The organism is Nostoc sp. (genome assembly GCF_036919675.1).
Classification (GTDB): Bacteria; Cyanobacteriota; Cyanobacteriia; order Cyanobacteriales; family Nostocaceae; genus Nostoc.
This window is the reverse complement of the sequence record NZ_JBALCP010000102.1, coordinates 247,592-266,786: the sequence shown is the minus strand read 5'-3', so window position 1 is coordinate 266,786 and position 19,195 is coordinate 247,592. Positions and strand designations below refer to the sequence as shown.

At 41.4% G+C, this 19,195-nt stretch carries 16 protein-coding genes; 8 read left to right on the top strand and 8 right to left on the bottom strand.

The window, feature by feature from the left end; genetic code table 11:
- Positions 1-209 precede the first annotated feature (209 nt).
- The 3 genes from mgtE to treS form a co-directional block, all read right to left on the bottom strand.
- Positions 210-1,562: a magnesium transporter gene (gene mgtE, locus V7K49_RS23565; RefSeq protein WP_334873095.1), complete on the bottom strand. Its 1,353-nt coding sequence runs from the start codon at positions 1,560-1,562 to the stop codon at positions 210-212.
- Between the two features lie 944 nt (positions 1,563-2,506).
- Entirely contained in the window at positions 2,507-2,707 is a 201-nt protein-coding gene (locus tag V7K49_RS23560; protein WP_334873097.1) for a hypothetical protein, read from the bottom strand.
- 57 nt (positions 2,708-2,764) lie between these two features.
- On the bottom strand, positions 2,765-6,151 hold the full coding sequence (gene treS, locus V7K49_RS23555) for a maltose alpha-D-glucosyltransferase (protein ID WP_335207733.1): 3,387 nt from the start codon (positions 6,149-6,151) through the stop codon (positions 2,765-2,767).
- Between the two features lie 362 nt (positions 6,152-6,513).
- Here treS and V7K49_RS23550 point away from each other — a divergent pair, with 362 nt between their 5' ends.
- Complete coding sequence (locus tag V7K49_RS23550; protein ID WP_335207732.1) at positions 6,514-6,705, top strand: hypothetical protein; 192 nt, start codon at positions 6,514-6,516, stop codon at positions 6,703-6,705.
- 300 nt (positions 6,706-7,005) lie between these two features.
- The gene (locus tag V7K49_RS23545) at positions 7,006-10,212 is read left to right on the top strand and encodes a glycoside hydrolase family 15 protein (RefSeq protein ID WP_335207731.1); all 3,207 of its coding nucleotides are present in this window, start codon (positions 7,006-7,008) and stop codon (positions 10,210-10,212) included.
- A gap of 339 nt (positions 10,213-10,551) precedes the next feature.
- Here V7K49_RS23545 and V7K49_RS23540 read toward each other — a convergent pair whose 3' ends face one another.
- A complete protein-coding gene (locus V7K49_RS23540; protein WP_334873104.1) occupies positions 10,552-11,307 on the bottom strand; it encodes a class I SAM-dependent methyltransferase in 756 nt (251 codons plus the stop codon).
- A 473-nt stretch (positions 11,308-11,780) separates the two neighbouring features.
- Positions 11,781-12,095, bottom strand: coding sequence for a YkvA family protein (locus V7K49_RS23535; protein WP_334873106.1), 315 nt, complete (start codon positions 12,093-12,095; stop codon positions 11,781-11,783).
- Positions 12,096-12,400: 305 nt separating this feature from the next.
- Between V7K49_RS23535 and V7K49_RS23530 the strand changes: the two genes are divergently transcribed.
- From V7K49_RS23530 to V7K49_RS23515, 4 genes are all read left to right on the top strand, one after another.
- Positions 12,401-12,586: a hypothetical protein gene (locus tag V7K49_RS23530; RefSeq protein WP_334873109.1), complete on the top strand. Its 186-nt coding sequence runs from the start codon at positions 12,401-12,403 to the stop codon at positions 12,584-12,586.
- Between the two features lie 138 nt (positions 12,587-12,724).
- Positions 12,725-13,453 (top strand): MotA/TolQ/ExbB proton channel family protein, encoded by a 729-nt coding sequence (locus tag V7K49_RS23525; protein ID WP_273766788.1) that lies wholly within the window; start codon positions 12,725-12,727, stop codon positions 13,451-13,453.
- A gap of 41 nt (positions 13,454-13,494) precedes the next feature.
- On the top strand, positions 13,495-14,175 hold the full coding sequence (locus tag V7K49_RS23520; protein ID WP_334873112.1) for an ExbD/TolR family protein: 681 nt from the start codon (positions 13,495-13,497) through the stop codon (positions 14,173-14,175).
- Between the two features lie 362 nt (positions 14,176-14,537).
- A complete protein-coding gene (locus tag V7K49_RS23515; RefSeq protein ID WP_334873114.1) occupies positions 14,538-14,900 on the top strand; it encodes a phage holin family protein in 363 nt (120 codons plus the stop codon).
- Positions 14,901-14,982: 82 nt separating this feature from the next.
- On the opposite strand, the gene psb29 is transcribed toward V7K49_RS23515, so the two are convergent.
- Positions 14,983-15,690: a photosystem II biogenesis protein Psp29 gene (gene psb29 / locus V7K49_RS23510; RefSeq protein ID WP_334873116.1), complete on the bottom strand. Its 708-nt coding sequence runs from the start codon at positions 15,688-15,690 to the stop codon at positions 14,983-14,985.
- Between the two features lie 203 nt (positions 15,691-15,893).
- On the opposite strand from psb29, the gene V7K49_RS23505 reads away from it, so the two are divergent.
- Complete coding sequence (locus tag V7K49_RS23505) at positions 15,894-16,499, top strand: chromophore lyase CpcT/CpeT (protein ID WP_335207730.1); 606 nt, start codon at positions 15,894-15,896, stop codon at positions 16,497-16,499.
- A gap of 87 nt (positions 16,500-16,586) precedes the next feature.
- On the opposite strand, the gene V7K49_RS23500 is transcribed toward V7K49_RS23505, so the two are convergent.
- Both V7K49_RS23500 and hemF read right to left on the bottom strand, forming a co-directional pair.
- Positions 16,587-16,955 (bottom strand): STAS domain-containing protein, encoded by a 369-nt coding sequence (locus V7K49_RS23500; RefSeq protein WP_273766782.1) that lies wholly within the window; start codon positions 16,953-16,955, stop codon positions 16,587-16,589.
- Between the two features lie 247 nt (positions 16,956-17,202).
- Positions 17,203-18,246 (bottom strand): oxygen-dependent coproporphyrinogen oxidase, encoded by a 1,044-nt coding sequence (gene hemF / locus V7K49_RS23495; RefSeq protein ID WP_335207729.1) that lies wholly within the window; start codon positions 18,244-18,246, stop codon positions 17,203-17,205.
- A gap of 390 nt (positions 18,247-18,636) precedes the next feature.
- On the opposite strand from hemF, the gene V7K49_RS23490 reads away from it, so the two are divergent.
- Positions 18,637-19,161: an SRPBCC family protein gene (locus V7K49_RS23490; protein ID WP_273766779.1), complete on the top strand. Its 525-nt coding sequence runs from the start codon at positions 18,637-18,639 to the stop codon at positions 19,159-19,161.
- Positions 19,162-19,195 lie beyond the last annotated feature (34 nt).

Genomic DNA, 19,195 nt, shown 5'->3' with positions numbered 1-19,195 from the left:
CAGGTGAGGAATGATCTTAATCCGAGTCCGAGGCATCACTGTACACCAATTTTACTTCCATTAAATAATACTATCTATTGCAACTTGGTATTAGAAAAGAACCTGTCTGTGAGTCTGAAGCCATACGAAAATTTAGGGCTTCAGACTCTGCCTGAATGTGCTTCAAAACGTTAGGATACTTCAGATTTTCTTGGTCTTTCATCCGTCCATTAACTTGGTAAATGTAATACCTGCAAAGCAAACGAAATCAGGGTAAGGAACGTTAAAAACCCAATAGTATCTAGCATTGTAGTCACCAACGGCCCGCTAACTAGGGCAGGGTCAAGCTTCAGTCGTTTCAAACCCATTGGCAGTAAAGTGCCGAGTGTAACAGCCACAATTGTATTAGTTGCCATTACCATTCCGGCAATTAAAGCCACCCATCGCTCTTGAGGTCGTGCCCAAATTAAGGAAAGCAGGATCATCGTTGTGGCTAAAACTAGGGCTGTGGCTAAACCGGCTAAAAGTTCTTTACGAAGAATTTTCAAGGTATCTTTGGGTGTTACCTCACCTACTCCCAAGCCGCGGATTGTCACCGTTAATGATTGAATACCAACAGTGCCACCAGTGTTAGAAAAAATCGGCATGATTACTGCTAGAACTGGCACTGCGGCGATTACAGATTGAAAAGGCGCGATCGCACTGGCGGCACCAATATACAGTGCCATGATGCCCAACAGCCAAGGCAAGCGGTTGCGGATGGTAAGTAGGGGAGAGGATAAAGCTGCTTCATCACCACCCACACCCGCTAGTTTTTGAATATCTTCTGTGGCTTCCTCTTCCAAAATATCCATCACATCGTCGATGGTGACAATGCCGACCAATCGGTCTTCTCGGTCAACTACGGGGATAGCGATTAAGTCGTAGCGCTGCATGATTCGCGCCACTTCTTCTTGAGGAGTTTCAGTTCTCACCTTAATGACGCGATCGCTAGAAATATCCTTGATGAAAACATCGGGAAAGGTAAACAGCAACTGGCGCAGTGAAACTACTCTCACCAGTGTCCGGTTGTCATCTGTGACGTAGGCGTAGTAAATCGACTCCTTGTCTTCGTCCTGACGGCGGATTTTACTTAGGGCTTCACCTACAGTCAATCCTTGCCGTAACCGGACATATTCGGTTGTCATCACCCGCCCAGCAGTGCCTTCTGGATAGCCGAGAATCGTTGCTGTTGCTTGCCTTTGTTCTGGACTGAGTTCTTGCAATAGTCGTTTGATTACGCCAGCAGGTAGTTCGTCAAACAATTCTGCCCGTTCATCAGGACTCATCGCTTCTACAAGGTGCACTACCTGGACATCATGCAGAGAATTAATTAGTTCCTGCTGCACCTCTGTTGGCAAATATTCAAATACATCAATTGCCTGACCTTTGTTGAGTAAACGGAATGCGATCGCGCGTTCTTTTTCAGGCAATTGTGTAATGTATTCTCCCACATCCACAGGTTGTAAGCGATTTAAATCCCATTTCAACTGGTTTAAATCGGTAGTATCAGTCAGCAAATCACGAATATCTTCTGTGAGCATAATTATATCTCCTAAGTCTCCCCCGCGCTGGGAGACTTCCTCGCCAGGTCAGAGGAGGTTGATACTGCCATCTTGTGGACTATGGTCCATAAAATCTCAACAATTCAATATCGATATCTGAATTAAGGCATCGCTATTCATCATCCTAACCCGGAATAGCCCTCTCCGGTAGATACTGAATACTAATATTCAGTATTTGTGACATTTATCACTAATAATTAATTTAATTGCCCTGAGTTTCAGGTAATTTTCATTAGGGCTTACGTAATAACTCTCTAAAACTCTTATTCCTAACCTGCGGGAAGCCGCTGCTGCGTCTATGTGTACTTTGCGCCCTTCGCGGTTCGTTTTTTCGTAAGTCCAGTTGGTGTAACTTAAACTAGATTTTACAATAGCCTCCCACTTTTTAAACATCCTCTATGCATTAAAGGGGATATGACACACCCAGAAAATTTAATTATTGAAAAAGTAAAGGATACGTTACTACTGCTACAAGCTATGTCAAGCCAATCAACGAATTTAATTGTAAACTTTATAGAGTTAAAGTATTTACAACATTACAAGTAGTATTTGGTATTAAGCAACTTCATACGTAATCACCTGGACGACAGAGAATCAGAAATGGGTTGGTAAGTTTCACCTCATAGTCGCGGTAATCTGTTTAAGCTTTGGCGATCGCTTCAGATGCAATCCAATCAGGATGGTTATCTTGCCAAGTCAACACAGAGTACTTAAAGCTCTTTTATTACTGTTATTAGAGAATATTTAAAACCTTGCTTATTTGTGCTTGATTACTAATATTAATACTTAAATATTACGAGGACATAGTTCATTAATCTTGAATTATCTTCGTGTATTTGTGCCTTAGTGGTTTCAAAATAAATTTTATTAACCACCAAAACACGAAGACACTAAAATTAGTTGATTCAGTAACACTGGTGAAACTATTTATCTTCCAAAATGATAGTTATGTCATCTATTTCGGGAGTATAAATAATTCTCTTCACTAGCCATGTTTTGTTTTTTAATTGTACTTCTTCACCTATTCTCGGAATAAATTGTAAGTTATAATACTTACCGAGAAATTCTTCTGCATTTCCTTTCCAAAAAATTGTTCTTGTCAGTTCACCAGTTTTGTTACTCATTTTTATTCCTCCTAATATCATTTATTTCTTACAATTAGTTTGTACTAGGAAAACTATTTAAGCAGTTTCACTCAATAATTGCAGAATAAATTTGAGTGGAATTTCTACCCGCTCAGAGTGATTATTTAGTTCATCGCCTAGTGCATCAATCGCTTCCTCTAGAAGATAGGCAAAAAGTAGCACATCTAGTTCTTCTGTTGTCTTTGGAAGGAAAGATTCTTTATTAGCAGTTTCTAAATAAGAATTCAAAAAGCTAGTACTGACCCAGGTATACCAAAACTCTCCCCATTGTTCTATAAGGGGTAAATTTTCAGGCAGGATCATCCCAGATTCTTTTTGATAGTGGAGAGCTTCGTTAACTGCATAGTTGAAAGATAGCAACATTCCTGCTACATCTTGTAAAGGCGATCGCTTTATGCGTCGTTCGCTGAAACTGCGATCTGCTTTGCCTTCAAAATCAGGAATAAGAAAGTCTTTTCCTGTGTAAAATACTTGCGCTAAATGGTAGTTTCCATGATAACGAGTCCGCAATGCAGTAATTTTTTGTCTGACAACTAACTGAAAGCGTTCTAAAATTTTCTCTTGGCTATTAAGAACTTCCAATGCTAATGGTTGAGTATTGATTGGCAAGTAGTTTGCTCGTTCTTTTAACAACCGAAATACTTGTCCGGTTAAGTTACGTGCATTTTGATATATCGAACGTTGATAAAGTGATGAAAAAGATTCTGGAGCAAAGTCTGAGTTATCTATATTTGTAGCCAGCGCTATATGGAATTCAGCTGTAGATTTACCCAACAGTTCAACACTTTGCAGGTAAGAAGTGATAGTTGCAATTGCCAATTCTGGAATCTCAATTCTCTGTAAATCCAATAAAGAACCTGATGGAAGAGGCACTTCGGTAATAGTGGCGTGTTCTGTGGTCACTAAATCAAAGTACTTTTGCAAACTATCAAGGGTGTAGTCCCAGCCACTGCGAATATCTGAAATAAACTCTTGTAATATGCCTATAGTCGTGGGTAGGGCAGTTTTATTGCCTGTTTTATTTGCACGGTGGTACTCTAAAGCACCAGCTAGGAAAACTGAGTCTTGCAAGCGTTTTTTCTGGTATAGGAAACGCCGGATTTCTAAATCTGGGTGCAAACCCTCCTCGACTTTGCGGAAGAGTTTCAACAATAAGCGATCGCCATAAACTATATAAGTATTGGTTTGTTCTTCTTTATTCAGGACAATTGGCTCACGATTGGTTAACTCTGAGCGCAATTCCAAGAATAAATCAGTAGTAGTGCCAAATAATTCTCCGGTTATCCCTTTATAAGAGTGATGATTAGCGATTGCATCATCTAGCAGTGAGGTGAGAAAGTTCTTGTCTGCTAAAGCATCAAATAAAATTCCAACTTCTTGAGTATTGGGTGGAGGAGTGTCTGTTCTGCCTTGCACCCCAAGCCGTGTAATCACAGCTTGCGGCATTTCTGCCAAAAGATGTGTGGCTTGCTCACCTTCTGCATAGGCGAGAAACAACAGATAAGTTTCATTGTTTCCCTGGATATAATCTACCTGCAACCAAACAATTTGAGCTATCTGCTGGTTATAGGGTAAAGAAATCGCTTCAATGATTTGTGTTGATTGTACAGTCCGAGTTTTGCCGCCAAACCAGCTACAGGTATAGAGGTAATCCCGCAACGTTGATTCTAGAATGCTTTTTGACTCTCGTTGCCCAATCACATTCTGCCATGAACCATTTACCAACAGAGTTACTAAGTCTGCTTGGGGTTTAAGAGATTGAGTCAAGCTAGGTTTGCGTTGTAAGGTGAACCAGTAAAACCCGTAAGGACTTAAGCTGAGGAAATAGGGCGATTCTGTAATCGGTGGGAACTCAGTGGAACCAAAAATTTCTACTGGTAGTAGCCCATTGAAGGTTGATAAATCTAACGCCACCGTTTGCACATTACGAGATAAATTTGCTACTACCAAGATTTGTTCTTCAGAGGCGATCCGGCTGAAGGCAAAAACTTTGCGATTATTAGACTGTAGCAATTCAAAATGCCCTTCACCCAATGCCGGAAACCGTTTGCGAGTAGCAATTATACGTTTCATCCAATACCAGAGAGAATTGGTATTAGTTCGTTGTGCCTCGACGTTGAGGGCTTCGTAGTGATATTCTGAGTCAACGATGACAGGTAGATACAAGCGTTGTGGGTTGCCGCGACTAAAACCGGCGTTGCGGTCAGAACTCCACTGCATAGGTGTGCGAACACCATTGCGATCGCCTAGATAAACATTATCTCCCATGCCAATTTCATCACCGTAGTAAAGTACGGGGGTTCCTGGTAGGGATAATAGTAAACTATTGAGTAACTCAATTTGGCGGCGGTCATTGCCTAAAAGTGGCGCTAATCTGCGGCGGATGCCTAAATTTACCCGCATCACTGGGTCTTGGGCATAGACCCCATACATAAAATCGCGGTCTTCATCTGTTACCATTTCTAGAGTCAGTTCGTCATGGTTGCGGAGGAACAATGCCCACTGACAGTTATCAGGAATGGATGGAGTTTGTTGGAGAATATCTACAATCGGGAAATTATCTTCCATCCGCAATGCCATAAACAAGCGCGGCATTAGCGGAAAATGAAAGTTCATGTGACACTCATCCCCCTCACCGAAATATTGAGCTGCATCTTCAGGCCATTGGTTCGCCTCAGCTAGTAACATCCGGTTAGAAAATTTTGCGTCGATGTGCGATCGCAACTCCTTCAAATACGCATGGGTTTCGGGTAAGTTTTCGGAGTTCGTTCCTTCCCGTTCGTATAGATAAGGTACAGCATCCATACGTAGTCCATCTACACCCATCTCCAACCAAAAATCTAGAACATCAAATACTGCCTGGCGCACCAAAGGATTGTCATAATTCAAATCAGGCTGATGGGAATAGAAACGATGCCAGCAATAAGCTTTGGCAACTGAATCCCAAGCCCAGTTAGATGTCTCAAAATCTTGAAAGATAATTCGCGATTCTTGGTATTTTTCCGGAGTATCACTCCAAACATAAAAATCTCGCTCCTGACTCCCTTTTGGGGCACGACGTGCTCTTTGAAACCAAGGATGTTGGTCAGAGGTATGGTTAATAATTAACTCAATAATTACACGGATACCCCGTTGATGAGCAGCTGTCAAAAACGCTTTAAAGTCTTCCAACGTGCCATAGATAGAATTGACACTAGTGTAATCAGCAATATCGTAACCATCATCCTTTAGTGGTGAAGGGAAAAAAGGTAACAACCAGATAGCAGTAATACCTAAATCTTGTAAATAGTCTAGTTTTTCTGTCAGCCCTTGAAAATCACCAATACCATCACCATTACTGTCAGCAAATGTCCGAACACCTAGTTCGTAGATAATTGCATTTTTAAACCATAATGGGTCATCTTTCAAGCTGGAGTTTGGCATTTTAAAAAGATATGCGATCGCATATCTAATAGAAGTATATTTTTACTTGATACAATCGCTGAGATTATAGCTTAATTTATCTTACATGAGTAATGTATACACTTTCTTACTTAAGTAATGAAACTACCAAACGAGCTATATTTAGTGATAAATAATCATACTAACTGTGTATATACATATAATTTTAATTTAAATACTTAGGGTGCAAACATCTAACAAGACTTATTGCAGTTCTCTAACAGCTAGACAACGCAAAGCATCCAGCCCGCAGACGGACAGATATCTTTTGGCGGTTCCTGATGTCCTGGATGTGGTTTTTTTAACAAAAAGCATTGCAGTGATGTCTGCTACAAGCCCTACGGGTGACGCTCGTTCCTCGCTCTAAGCGTACCCCTGCGGGGAAGCAAGCTACGCGTAGCGTCTCTAAGAGTTACCATGCCGCAGGCTTTACGCTGCGCTATCACCGCTACGAAGACAGCCAGTTCCTTTATGCCGGGGAACCCGTCCACCGGACTGGCTCACCGCTAAGAGCGTCTACGCACCGATATCCTTGATTTTTAGCCGATAGTAGCATTAAATAAAGTTTATTTGGATTTTTGATCCTTCTTTAGAATTATAAAATAATATAGGTATAAAATTTTACATGTATAAAGGAGGATTTGAACAAATATCGTATTTTAGTTTGGGATCACTAAAATTCACTACCCAGAAACCTATTAACACGAGATAATAATAAACTCACACCACCCTTAGCTGTTATCCCATCAACCATTACAGAACTTGTTCTGGCTTAGTTTAAGTAATTCACTTCACAGTCATAGGGTCGAATTCTGCAAGTAGTTTTGAACCAAATCATGAAAACATCTACCAAATTGCTAGCTCGCCTGGAGTATTACTACCAGCAAATCAAAACGATCATTCTAACTCGGCAGAATCCGATTACTGGTTTACTACCTGCGAGTACAGCGATTACAGCCCACGGTGATTATACTGATGCCTGGGTGCGAGACAACGTTTACAGCATTTTGGCAGTTTGGGGTTTAGGACTTGCATACCGCAAAATTGACGACGATCAAGGACGCACCTATGAACTAGAACACAGTGTGATCAAACTGATGCGCGGGTTGCTCTTTGCGATGATGCGACAGGCTCATAAAGTAGAGACATTTAAACATACTCAGTCGCTACTGGATGGACTGCACGCCAAGTATAATACCACGACTGGCGACATTGTTGTTGGTGATGACCAATGGGGACATTTGCAACTTGATGCCACATCTATATTTTTACTGATATTGGCACAAATGACCGCTGCCGGATTGCAAATAATTTATACGATTGATGAAGTGAATTTCGTCCAAAATTTGGTTTACTACATTGGACGAGCTTACCGCACACCAGATTACGGCATTTGGGAACGTGGTAATAAAATTAATCGTGGTAATGCTGAGTTAAATGCCAGTTCCGTAGGCATGGCAAAAGCTGCTTTAGAAGCTATCAATGGACTAGATTTGTTTGGTGTGCGTGGTAGTCAAGCATCGGTAATTCATGTGCTACCAGATGAAATCGCCCGCGCCCGGATTACTTTAGAATCCCTTTTACCGAGGGAATCTGGTTCCAAAGAAATTGATGCGGCGCTGTTAAGTATTATTAGTTATCCTGCCTTTGCAGTGGAAGACTCGCAGTTACGCGATCGCACTTTAAACGATATTATCAATAAACTCGCAGGTAAATACGGCTGCAAACGCTTCTTGCGTGATGGACACCAAACTGTTTTAGAAGACAATCACCGCTTACATTACGAACCGTGGGAACTGAAGCAATTTGAACATATTGAATGCGAATGGCCCTTATTTTTCACTTATTTAGTTCTAGATGGATTATTTCGGGGTGAGCAAGAACAAGTTCAAAAATACCAAGAGCTTTTAGAATCATTACTCATCGAACAAGATGGATTGCGTTTATTGCCAGAACTTTATTACGTTCCAGCAGAAAACATTGAAGCTGAAAAGTTAGCACCCCAAACGCAACCACGTTTGCCCAATGAAAATATTCCCTTGGTGTGGGCACAGAGTTTATATCTTCTAAGTGAAATGTTGAGTGAAGGATTGCTGGCGGTTGGTGATATCGACCCTTTGGGAAGACATTTGTGTGTGGGAAAACAGCGCGAAGCATTGGTACAAATTGCTTTATTAGCAGAAGATGAAGACTTACAGACGAAACTAGAAGTTCACGGAATTGAAGCACAAACACCCACCCAAGTAGAACCGATTCAGGTGAGAAAAGCTGGAGAATTTTCCGCTATATATACCCAAATTGGACGTAACGCCAAACTTGGTTTAACTGGGAGGCCAGTGCGGCGGTTGCGGAGTTTGACAACATCTAGAATCTTTCGGATTCGCGGTGAAACAATTGTATTTTTACCTTCATTTTCAGACTCTCAACAGTTTTACTTAACCCTCGATTACCATTTTTTGCTGGATCAAATTAGAAGTGAACTAGCTTACATTCAAAAATATTGGAGCGATTTAGGGCGTCCGACTCTGACTTTAATGTTGACGCACACCATGTTAGAAATCGGTTCTGAGGCATTACTAGAACTGATGCAAGAACTGAAAGATGGTGTTTGTAACGGTGTGCGGGTGAAATTAGGGCGGCTCAATCAGCTAATGCTGACAGCTGGAATCCAAAGAATTGATTTTCTTCCAAATGCGGAATTCTCACGATCGCCAGTGAAAAATGCTGGACTACGTTGCTATTATCTAGCTTATCATCCTGAGAAAAACTGGCGCTTAGGACATACCCAAGAATTTCAAATGGAGTGTGAAACCAACTTGGGGTTATTACTTTCTTATTTGCGCTCATCAGAGAATATTTACGAGCAAATTGAGTTATTGCAAACTTTAACTCGCTTGCAGGGAATGGAATTTGATACAGGGTATGGCGGCCCAGGATATCGCGTCACCGTAGCCGATTTACTCGATGAAGTTTACACCAAAGCTGGAGATTTAAGTATTTGGGCAGTGGTACGCCGGGCTGCGGGATTGCGGCAAATGGTTGATATCAGCCTATCAGATGCAGTGACGAGTATTTTGGTACGGGGTAAGCAAATTGCTGTGGGTAAAGCTTACAGTGAGGCGTCTCTGATTACCGTACCCATGTCTCATGATGAAATCGCTGATAAAATTAATCATTTTTGTCGTGAAGATATACGCGATCGCGTCCTTACTCAAGAGATTTTAATCTATCTTGGTGTCTTAATTCGCTCAGAACCTGAACTATTTCAGGGACTACTGACGTTGAGAGTCGGCTATCTCATCTTATTGATTACCAGCGAACTAGCGCGAGAATTGCATGTTACCCAAGATGAAGCATACGATTACTTAATGCAACTTTCACCCTTTGAAGTTAAAATGCGCTTGCGTCAGGTATTAACTGGATATACTGGCATGAGTAACCTGTTACGCCAGCAAGAATCACTGCACGTCAAACAAAAAGAAAGTGATATCGCTTGGGTGGTGTTACCAGCAATCACTGAAGAAATACAAGTCCCACCAGGCGGTTGGCGGCGGTTTCGTCAAGCCGAGGGTGCGACGGGGCGCGTACCAAAAGAGTTTTTTAAGCAGGTTTGGCTATTAATGCGACATTGCAAAGGGCTAGTAATTGGGGATAAACTAGAGCGGCGCAATCGTTTAGATAGTGAGATAATGCTGTCGGAAATGACAGCGGGGGAAAGAAATTTTGCTCTGTTAGTTGAGCATCTTTTGAATAAAATTGAAGCTCCAGAATACCGCCAAGTTAATATAGAAGCATTAATAGAATTAGGAGCGATCACAGCTAATAATCCCAACCTGCAAATTGAAGAATATATCGTGTTGGATGTGTTAATTGGTCATGCAGTGCGATTGGCGTGGCTAGAAAACCATACTCATCGCAGCGATCGCTATGATGAGGATAAAGCTAGTGCGTGGCGATCGTTTTACAATACCTCTCCTAGAGATTGTGCCAATTATATTTTGAAGGCATTCAGGTTCTTGACAGAATTTGTTAAAGATTTTTAAACCTAGATAGCTATATTTCATCGCTCAGAATTTGCTATCGGTGTAGAATAACATCCACAATGGAATAATACTCTCTCCGGATGCACACTTAATAATGCTTATTGCCAAGCATAACTAGTGTCTAGCAATAAAAAGAGCTACAAATCTATACAGCAGTTTGCAAGTAAGTGAAGTACAAAACGCAGGACTCACGCATCAGATATAGAAAGTTTCTACCTCCTGCCTCAAAACCCGTAGCTTTGTACTTTATGCAAAATAAAACTGCTATATATACCCAATCAAGCAAGCATTTCAATAATTTTATGGACACTGCCCATATTCTGCCCAGTTTTCACCCATCTACTTAATCAGTTTCTGGAGCTTACGTTTGATCTTAGCAAAACCACTTGTGTAAGTCTCGTTAAATTCAATAGTATATTTTTTACCCTCAGAAGTTTTCTTTCTTGCAATAGCCCAACTCCGGTCTGGATACACTAAAATCTCAGAATAGTTGGGATGTTGCTTGACTAAAAGGTCAATAATTTCACGGACTTGAGGTGTATTTATTTCTGCTTCCGACAAATTACGGTGAGTGATTCCATCAGTTACATCTCGTGTTTTACTTGCATCCGCATATGTCCAGTTATAATCATCAAATATTATCAAACCATTTTGTTTTAGCAATTTATCTACGAGAAAAAAGGTAAATCCATCAATAGCCCAGTTTTTAGGACCATCAATTATACACAAATCATATTCTTCTTGGCAAACATCGTTTGTAGTCAGTCTATTAATATCATCATGCAAAAACCAGGTATAACCTGTTTGCATACGAACAATTTGCACAAAATTCTCTAAACCAGTTTTTGCTAACTGTTCTTCTACTGACGGTTGAAATGATTCTTTTGCTTCTAGCAAATCCACAGATGTAATTTTCCCTATACCAAGCTCATCTAGTGCAGCAGCCATGTAACAAGTTCCAGTACCATGTGCTATTCCTAATTCAAGAATATTTGTCAGCTTCTCACGCAGAATCAAATCATATAAGTAACGTGCGTTTTCAGGAGTAATATAAGGTACATCCTTAACTTTTTCACTGATTTCGTCAAATTTCATGGTTCTCTTCCTGCTTTTTAGGGGTTTAAATTATGTTCACATGTAAGCAAACTATTCAAAAAAGTGCCAATACAAAGAATTACAGGCATAATTGCTTACCTGCTATTACTTATTACAGATTCTTCAAGATTTCAATAGATGGTTTAGATATACATAAAAATATCTTTGTTTATTTGGATTTTTTTGTGGAAAAAGTAATAAAATATGCTTTTTCAACCTTTAGGAGTATATTTTAAGTGTAATCGAGATCGTCAAAAATGTTTACATAAATTCAGAAAAAATGACTAGTACCACAGATAACTATGCTTTTTCGCTACATTGGATATAAATAAATTATTGAGAAGGCTTATAAGTATTGTTTATTATCGGTTGACTAAAAGGATTATTGACAAAAAATATTCCCTACTTCAAAAGTGCGGTTGTTGCTAGACAGCGAAGTAGGGAATTGGTTAAATTTTATTTTATTTGCAAAACTACTTAACAGAAACAGCATCAACATCAATGGTGCTTGCAGTGGAGGTAGAAGCCTCAGTAGTATCAGGTGCTTCAGTCGCTATATCACCCTTACGAGCTTTCCAGCCTTCAATTACTAGCCCAGACACCTCACCAACTAGCAGGGTCAAAAGGAAAACATCATCAATCTGTCCCACAACGGGTATAAAATCTGGAAGAATATCAATTGGGCTGATCAAATAGACTAATGTTCCTAAAATTACCCACCAACGGTACTTGGGGTTACGAAGCACATCGCGATACCAGGTGTAAAGTGATTGGATTGAAAATTTCATATTTTGAACCTCCAGTTATTTTTAATTTTGGCAAATTCTCCTAAAAACTTCTGGTGGGAATAACCGCCCTAGTTAGTTAGGAAGACGCTACTCGTAATCTGCGATTCTGCACAAGAGTCTAGTAATTCTCTGACAACAAATAAATTATATGGATGTTGATTGTGTATTTTAGAGGGGAATCCTAGCTATATAAGTCTAAAGTTTCGCCTCTTGAGTGTAAATTTATCTGCTTTTACGAAGGCGAAGCACTAATGCAGGATGGAACCTACCGATGAGGAAGCATTACTAGTGAGTTTTTACGGCGTTTGGATGTTAGCCGCTCTGGACAGGGTTTTCATTTTGAAGCGGAATGCTATCCTGGACAACTCAATCAAGTCTTGATAAATGTTCTGGTGAATGCAATCGATGCTTCAGACGAAGTAAACGCCAATCGCACCTATCAGGAAATAGAGGCAAATCCTACCCAGCAGCAAGTTTCTACAGCAGTCTAAGTCAAATACCCATGCTTGCACTGTCTTTTTAGGTTTTCGAGAAATTTATATTTTGGAAGTCCCTCATTTTGCATTAATCTCTAGAATTAAAATGCTTTAGCACATTTGCTCTAGTCATAGAGGGAGGAAATTTAAACAGTGGATATTTTAGATTTGTTTTATAAGGGCGGGCCAGCAATGTGGCCTTTGTTAGTTCTGTCGATTCTGTCTTTGAGTGTGATTTTCGAGCGTTTGTGGTTCTGGTTGCGAATTTTGACTCAGGAAAAGCAAATAGTCGATCGCATCCTGGATGCTGCCCAGGATAATTGGCAAGTAGCTGCGGACATTGCAAGACTTGCAAGCCATCAGCCTGTTGGGCGTTTTCTCTACGCCCCCTTACGTTTTCCAAAAACTGATGCAGAAACCTTTCGACTAGCACTGGAGGCTACAGCAGAAGACGAATTGGCTGGAATGCGGCGAGGTGAAAAACTTTTAGAAGCCGTAATTGCCCTAGCGCCATTGCTGGGATTGTTGGGCACGGTTTTGGGTTTAATCCGCGCTTTACGAGCAATTCGGATTGGCGATTTGGGAACTGAATCTACAGCTGGGGTGACTACTGGTATTGGTGAATCCCTGATTGCTACTGCAACGGGGTTAATAGTTGCCATTATTAGTTTGATATTTTACCGCCTATTTCAAAGTTTTGTAGTCAACCAAGTCAAAGTTTTTCGGAAGGCAGGAAATGAGATGGAATTGCTCTACCGCCAGTCTCCACCTGATTTTAGTAATAGTACATCAGCAATTGTGCCGGAAAATTTCACTCCACCCCGCAAGCCAGGAAAGACTAAGGTTTCTGAACCTCCTGAACCCCCGAATGCATCTAATTAGTCAAGAATTCAACCCCAAAACCAGGCGTTTAAATTGAGAAAATGAAAGTTAATCTACATACTCCAATTGAAGAAGTCCAAATTCAAATCATCCCTTTAATTGATGTCGTTTTTTGTATTCTGACGTTTTTTTTATTAGCGGCTTTACAATTTACACGGCAACAGGCAATAAATGTTGATTTGCCCAAAGCCAGCGCCAGTTCAGTATCTGGCATAACATCACAGAGTGGAAGTCTGATTGTAACTATCGATGCTGTTGGCAATACTTACATAGAAAAACAGCTTGTCAAACGGGAGGATTTGGGAGCGAGGTTAAAACAGTTTCTCCAAGCAAACCCCAGTGCTGTTGTGGTACTGAATGCTTCGCGGACAGCAACTTACAATGATGTCATTGAGACATTGGATTTGCTGCGGCAAGTAGGGGGCGATCGCGTTTCTTTGGGAATTATTCCTGGCCCATCTCAACCACCCACAAACTTACTCAACCAGCCTAATATCCCCTCTTTCCCAGTCAATCCTGGTGCTGCACCAGTTCCAGGCATCAATCCCCAAGGGAATCTTAACCCGAAATTTCCCTTAGCACCTAATTCCGTACCCTTTCCTGGCGTAAGTCAACCTCCAACTGGACAAGGTATCAGTCCTATCAATCCTGGTATTTCCAACCCACCAGCATCTCAAGCGCCTGTAGCACCTAAAAAAACCCAACCTCCTCTTAAAAGATGAGATAGGGCAAGGGGGAGCATACTTCGACTTCCTTCCCTACGGGACGCTGCGCGAACGGCTACTTCGACTCCGGTTCCATCGAGCGGACTTGTACTGAGCGCAGCCGAAGTAGCTGAGATGCTCAGTACAAGTCCGCTCAGGACAAGCTCAGTAACCAGGGGAGCAGGGGAGAGTTAGAATTTCTCTTCTCTTTCCACTCCCCTTCAAGCTCTTTCCCAAACCTAAAGATATCTAAAATAAAATTCGGTTAGAGAAAAATTTCCTGCTAATTTATAGATAATTGGTTGAGCTTTAAAGATTTTACACCGAATAAACTGAAGTAATTTATCACCAATTGCCATTCACGTTTCAGGGATTGTGGCATGAATATTATGACGCTTTTAATTGTTTGGGTAGTAACAGCTATCAGCCTGTTGATAATTAGCAAATTGCCTCTGGGAGTCGAAATTGACACTCCAGGTAAAGCCTTCCTTTCTGCCGCAGTGCTTGGTATTGTAACAGCAATAGTCAGACCGATTTTAAGCATCGTTTTTGCAGTCCCAAATTTACTCACATTGGACTTGTTATCCAGCATTTTCACATTTATGATTGCCGTAGTTTGCTTTAATATTGCTGCTTTGTTAGTAGAAGGCTTTGGCTTGCGTTACGGGATTTGGAGTGCTGTTATTGGGGCATTTATGCTGACTATAATTAACAGCTTAATATACAAATTATTGGGCGTCTAAAATAAAAAGTTAGGAGTTAATAGTTAGGAGTTAAAAGTTATTAACAACTCCTAACTTCTAACTCATCACTCCCATTTTCTAACTATTCGTTAGAACTCGGGGGAGCAACTGGGGTAGTTGATTGTTGTTTACGTTGTTCGCGTTTTTTGCGATCGGCTGAGAGCATATCTGCCATCACCACCAGTGCTTGCGCCATCTTGTCTAGATTAGAACGGTATAGCTCCAAATCTTTGTTGAGTTTGTCATCGGACAGGTGCAAGCCAGCAGCGATCGCTTTCAGCGCCTCCGTGAGTTGCTTTTCATCTTTGACCAATTCGGGATCTGACTGTTCCAATAACGAAAATATACCAATTGCGAACAAACGGTTGTATTTAAAGTTAGGGTTATTGGCGATCGCTTGCAGTTGCGCTTGCAAGTCAGCATCTCGATCTAAGAAAGTAGTTTGGCCCAACCACGCGATTAAATCTTTAACTGGCAAACCTTTAGCTACAGCTTGCAATCTTGCGGCATCCTGTTGATAGTGTTGCGGATCTTGTTCTATAGCCCGACATAGGGCGTTAAAAATTGATTCTTGATCCCGTTCTGGTAGATAGCCTTGCATGAAGCGGTCAAAGGTAGTGACGACGCCCAAGGCATAAATTGGATTGTAGCTAAAATCGATATTTACTGACAGCAGATGCATTTCCACCATCAATTCTTCAACTACCCGACGATAAATAGTGTTAATCGGACGGGTGTGAAGATTGTAAAAAGTTCGTTTTGTATCAGAGACAGTACGGACGTTATTCACAAAGAAAATGTTAAGGGCGACGTATTCTTATTTTCTCGCTTAAAGGCTACTTTGCCAAGTTTAGCTTTTGGCTGGTGACGGTTTCATTTACAATATAGATAAATAAGAAGTATTTTCTCATCTGGTAGTCACAGGGGATAAGACCCTTTCCCCTAAAAAACTAGCCAAAAATTATCATCTTTAATGATTCGTTTATCACATTTATGAATTTCTCGCCACAGTTAATTGCTTTAGGTGAGTACCTTGCTGGTGAATTTGATAATCGAGAACAAGCCATAAAAGAACCAGTTTGGTATGTCCACCTGCGCCTGTGGCAAAGACCAGTTAATTTGTTCATAGAAGATAGTATCACCCTGTTTGCCGAACAGGCTAACGTTATTAACCTAGATAAACCTTACCGCCAGCGAATTATGCGGTTACGTCAGAGGAGCAACTCTGATACATCTCTGGAAGTGCAATACTATATGCCTCAAGATCCAGGTGCATTAATCGGTGCAGGTCATAACCCTGCTTTACTAAACACACTGACACCCGAACAATTAGATTTACTACCAGGTTGTATCCTAACAGTTACTCAAGAAACACTAACCCGCGATCGCTATAAGTTTACCGCTACCCCACTACCAGAGACTCGTTGCAGCTTTAGTTATCTTGGCAATAGCGTGGATGTTTCCTTGGGATTTGAAGCCACAACGGCAGAATTTCACAGCTACGACAAAGGAATTGATCCAGCAACTGGAAAAGCAACTTGGGGAGCGATTATGGGCCCTTATCGCTACACCAAGCGAAATCAGTATTCAATAAGTTAAAGTTATGATTCATATCATAAGTGATGAAGTTTGAATTAACTCCCAACTCCTGTACAGACACGATTAATCGGGTCTCCTAACTCTTTTTTAGCTAGCGATGCTACGAGGTACACCTTCTAAAGCTTCCTCTTCTGTTTCAAAGATTTCAAAGACAGTATCCATCATCGTCACTTCAAACACAAGTTTAGCTTCTGGATGTACATTGCAGATGCGGAAACTGCCCTTGATTTTATCAGCATCACGCATTCCAGCTACCAAAGACGTAAGACCAGAACTATCAATAAAGTTTACCTGAGCCAGATTTACAACTACATGGCGACTGAGTTTGGAAATACACTCCTGTAACTTCAGGCGAAATTGCCAAGCAGTGGTGATATCTAGGCGACCTGCCGGTGTCAGGACAATAACGGTGTTTCCATCTTGGGTTGTATAACTTTTTTGGTCTATCTGAATCACTAAAGCCCTCCCCGTGGCATTCCTCTTAAGATTAACTACTTACAGAATTTTCTAATGCTGTCACTAGAGATTAACAAGCTATAGCTAAAATTGTCACCTTTTTCTGCTAAGTGCTTACCTTTGGTAGTTTAACTCACCAAAACAGTGCTGAGTAGCAATTTCAAATGAGGGAGTGGGGAGTGGAGAAGATGAGGAGGATATGGGAGGGAGATAGGGAAGAACTCCTAACTCCTAACTCCTAACTCAACTATTGTCTGGGTGTCCAGTTGCTCCAATCTTGAGGCTTAAGGAAGGTTTCATACAACTCGGCTTCGGGGGAATTGGGTTCCGGTTTATAGCCGTATTCCCAGCGCACTAAGGGTGGTAGGGACATGAGAATTGATTCGGTGCGTCCGTTGGTTTGTAGACCAAAAATAGTGCCTCGGTCATAAACTAAGTTAAATTCTACATACCGTCCCCGGCGGTAGAGTTGAAAATTCCGTTGGCGATCGCCGTATTCTATCCCATGTCGCCGTTCTACAATTGGTACGTAAGCTGGTAAAAATGCTCTGCCACAGTCTTGCACAAAGGCAAACAAATCTTCCCAACTGCGGGTTGCTGGTGTTCCTACTTGGTTGCTATAAATAGCCGCTTCCCCATTCGGATTTGGCCCGCGATATAAAGCATCCTGACCATCTTGGTAATCAAAAAACAGACCACCTACGCCCCGTGTCTCATCACGATGCTTCAGGTAGAAATATTCATCACACCACCGCTTAAACACCGGGTAATATTCTGGGTGGTTTTGGTCACAAGCCTGTTTTAATGTTTTGTGTAAATGTGCCGCATCTTCAGCAAAGGGGTAATAAGGTGTCAAGTCAATACCACCACCAAACCACCAAACTGAACCAGCTTCAAAGTAGCGATAATTGAGATGAACTGTGGGCACGTAAGGATTGTGAGGATGTAATACCATTGAAGTGCCCGTGGCATAAAAGCCATGCCCTGCTGCTTCCGGGCGTTGGGTTAAAATTGAGGCTGGCAAATGTGAACCCGAAACTTCAGAAAAATTTACACCTGCTTGTTCAAATATTGCACCTTCGCGCAGCACGCGCGATCGCCCTCCACCTCCTTCTGGGCGTTCCCAACTATCTTCGAGAAACTCGCCCACACCATCTAGTTTTGTTAACGCTTGCGTGATTTCGTCTTGCAGCTGTTTCATAAACTGACTGACCCTAGTCTGAGCGTCAGTTGCTGGCAAAGACTTCGATGATTCTGCTGCTACAGTTGGTATTTGCGAGTTGGTCAACATAGATTCCCGAACCTAAATTACAATTTCCAGAAAGCCACAAATTTCTTATCTTCAAATTTGGGGAAAACAGGCGCCAACAATCAAGCTGTATTTACCCAACCCGCTTTTTTATTACTGGTTAAGCATTTATCCGATTGATGGGCATCACTAGAGTTATTTTCCCTCAAATGCGTATAGGCTTATATATTGACTGAGTTTTTTTTGTTAATTTTAATTATTTCGCGCCCTCGTCCCCCACGCTCATTTGGTACTCCAAATCAGTGGCGGGATATAAAGCGGTTATAAACGTAGCAAGATCCCGCAGGGTAACGTTCTTGTCACGAACTGAGCGTAGTTGCCCACCATACCAGAGTTACCAGAAAGTGTTTAGGAAGGAGGAGGATTAAAAAAATGCAAGGTTGGTTATCCAAATTCATCCACCGTAAACGTCGTCGGTTTTGCGCTTCTCTGGTGCGGACGTATCGAGAGATTAGTTCGGCTTCTGTAGATGAACTGTGGCAAAAAGTGGCTGACTTAACAGATGTTTCCTGGCATCCACTACTTAAGAGTACTAACGTGCCCTACGGATTAGTACCCAAACCAGGATTAATTTTTCATGCTGTAACACGCTTTTGGCCGATTCCCATCCGAATTTTTGTGGAGCGCGTCAATCATAGAGAGATGTTGAGTATCCGAGTGCTGGCGATTCCTGGGATAGAGGAACGGGTGACTTATCAAGTAGAGTCAACGGTTTGTGGTACTTGTCTGTCTTATTCTGTAACGCTACGCGGTTGGTTATCGCCCCTGATTTGGTCTTTATCCCGTCCTTATGCAGACCGCGTAGCACGGTCTTTAGTAGAGGCGGTAGAAAAGACGGCATTATCAACGGTATCTGGCAAGAAAAAATCCCTTAATGACAGTTGTTTTGATTTTTAGGTGATGGGGACTAGAGATTTTTAAGAGGCAGAGG

Excerpts from the sequence above, each read along its gene's own strand:
- V7K49_RS23545 (WP_335207731.1), top strand. The coding sequence starts at position 7,006 with ATGAAAACATCTACCAAATTGCTAGCTCGCCTGGAGTATTACTACCAG.
- V7K49_RS23515 (WP_334873114.1), top strand. The coding sequence starts at position 14,538 with ATGAATATTATGACGCTTTTAATTGTTTGGGTAGTAACAGCTATCAGC.
- V7K49_RS23560 (WP_334873097.1), bottom strand. The coding sequence starts at position 2,707 with ATGAGTAACAAAACTGGTGAACTGACAAGAACAATTTTTTGGAAAGGA.
- V7K49_RS23490 (WP_273766779.1), top strand. The coding sequence starts at position 18,637 with ATGCAAGGTTGGTTATCCAAATTCATCCACCGTAAACGTCGTCGGTTT.
- treS (WP_335207733.1), bottom strand. The coding sequence starts at position 6,151 with ATGCCAAACTCCAGCTTGAAAGATGACCCATTATGGTTTAAAAATGCA.
- V7K49_RS23540 (WP_334873104.1), bottom strand. The coding sequence starts at position 11,307 with ATGAAATTTGACGAAATCAGTGAAAAAGTTAAGGATGTACCTTATATT.
- mgtE (WP_334873095.1), bottom strand. The coding sequence starts at position 1,562 with ATGCTCACAGAAGATATTCGTGATTTGCTGACTGATACTACCGATTTA.
- hemF (WP_335207729.1), bottom strand. The coding sequence starts at position 18,246 with ATGTTGACCAACTCGCAAATACCAACTGTAGCAGCAGAATCATCGAAG.
- V7K49_RS23520 (WP_334873112.1), top strand. The coding sequence starts at position 13,495 with ATGAAAGTTAATCTACATACTCCAATTGAAGAAGTCCAAATTCAAATC.
- V7K49_RS23535 (WP_334873106.1), bottom strand. The coding sequence starts at position 12,095 with ATGAAATTTTCAATCCAATCACTTTACACCTGGTATCGCGATGTGCTT.
- V7K49_RS23505 (WP_335207730.1), top strand. The coding sequence starts at position 15,894 with ATGAATTTCTCGCCACAGTTAATTGCTTTAGGTGAGTACCTTGCTGGT.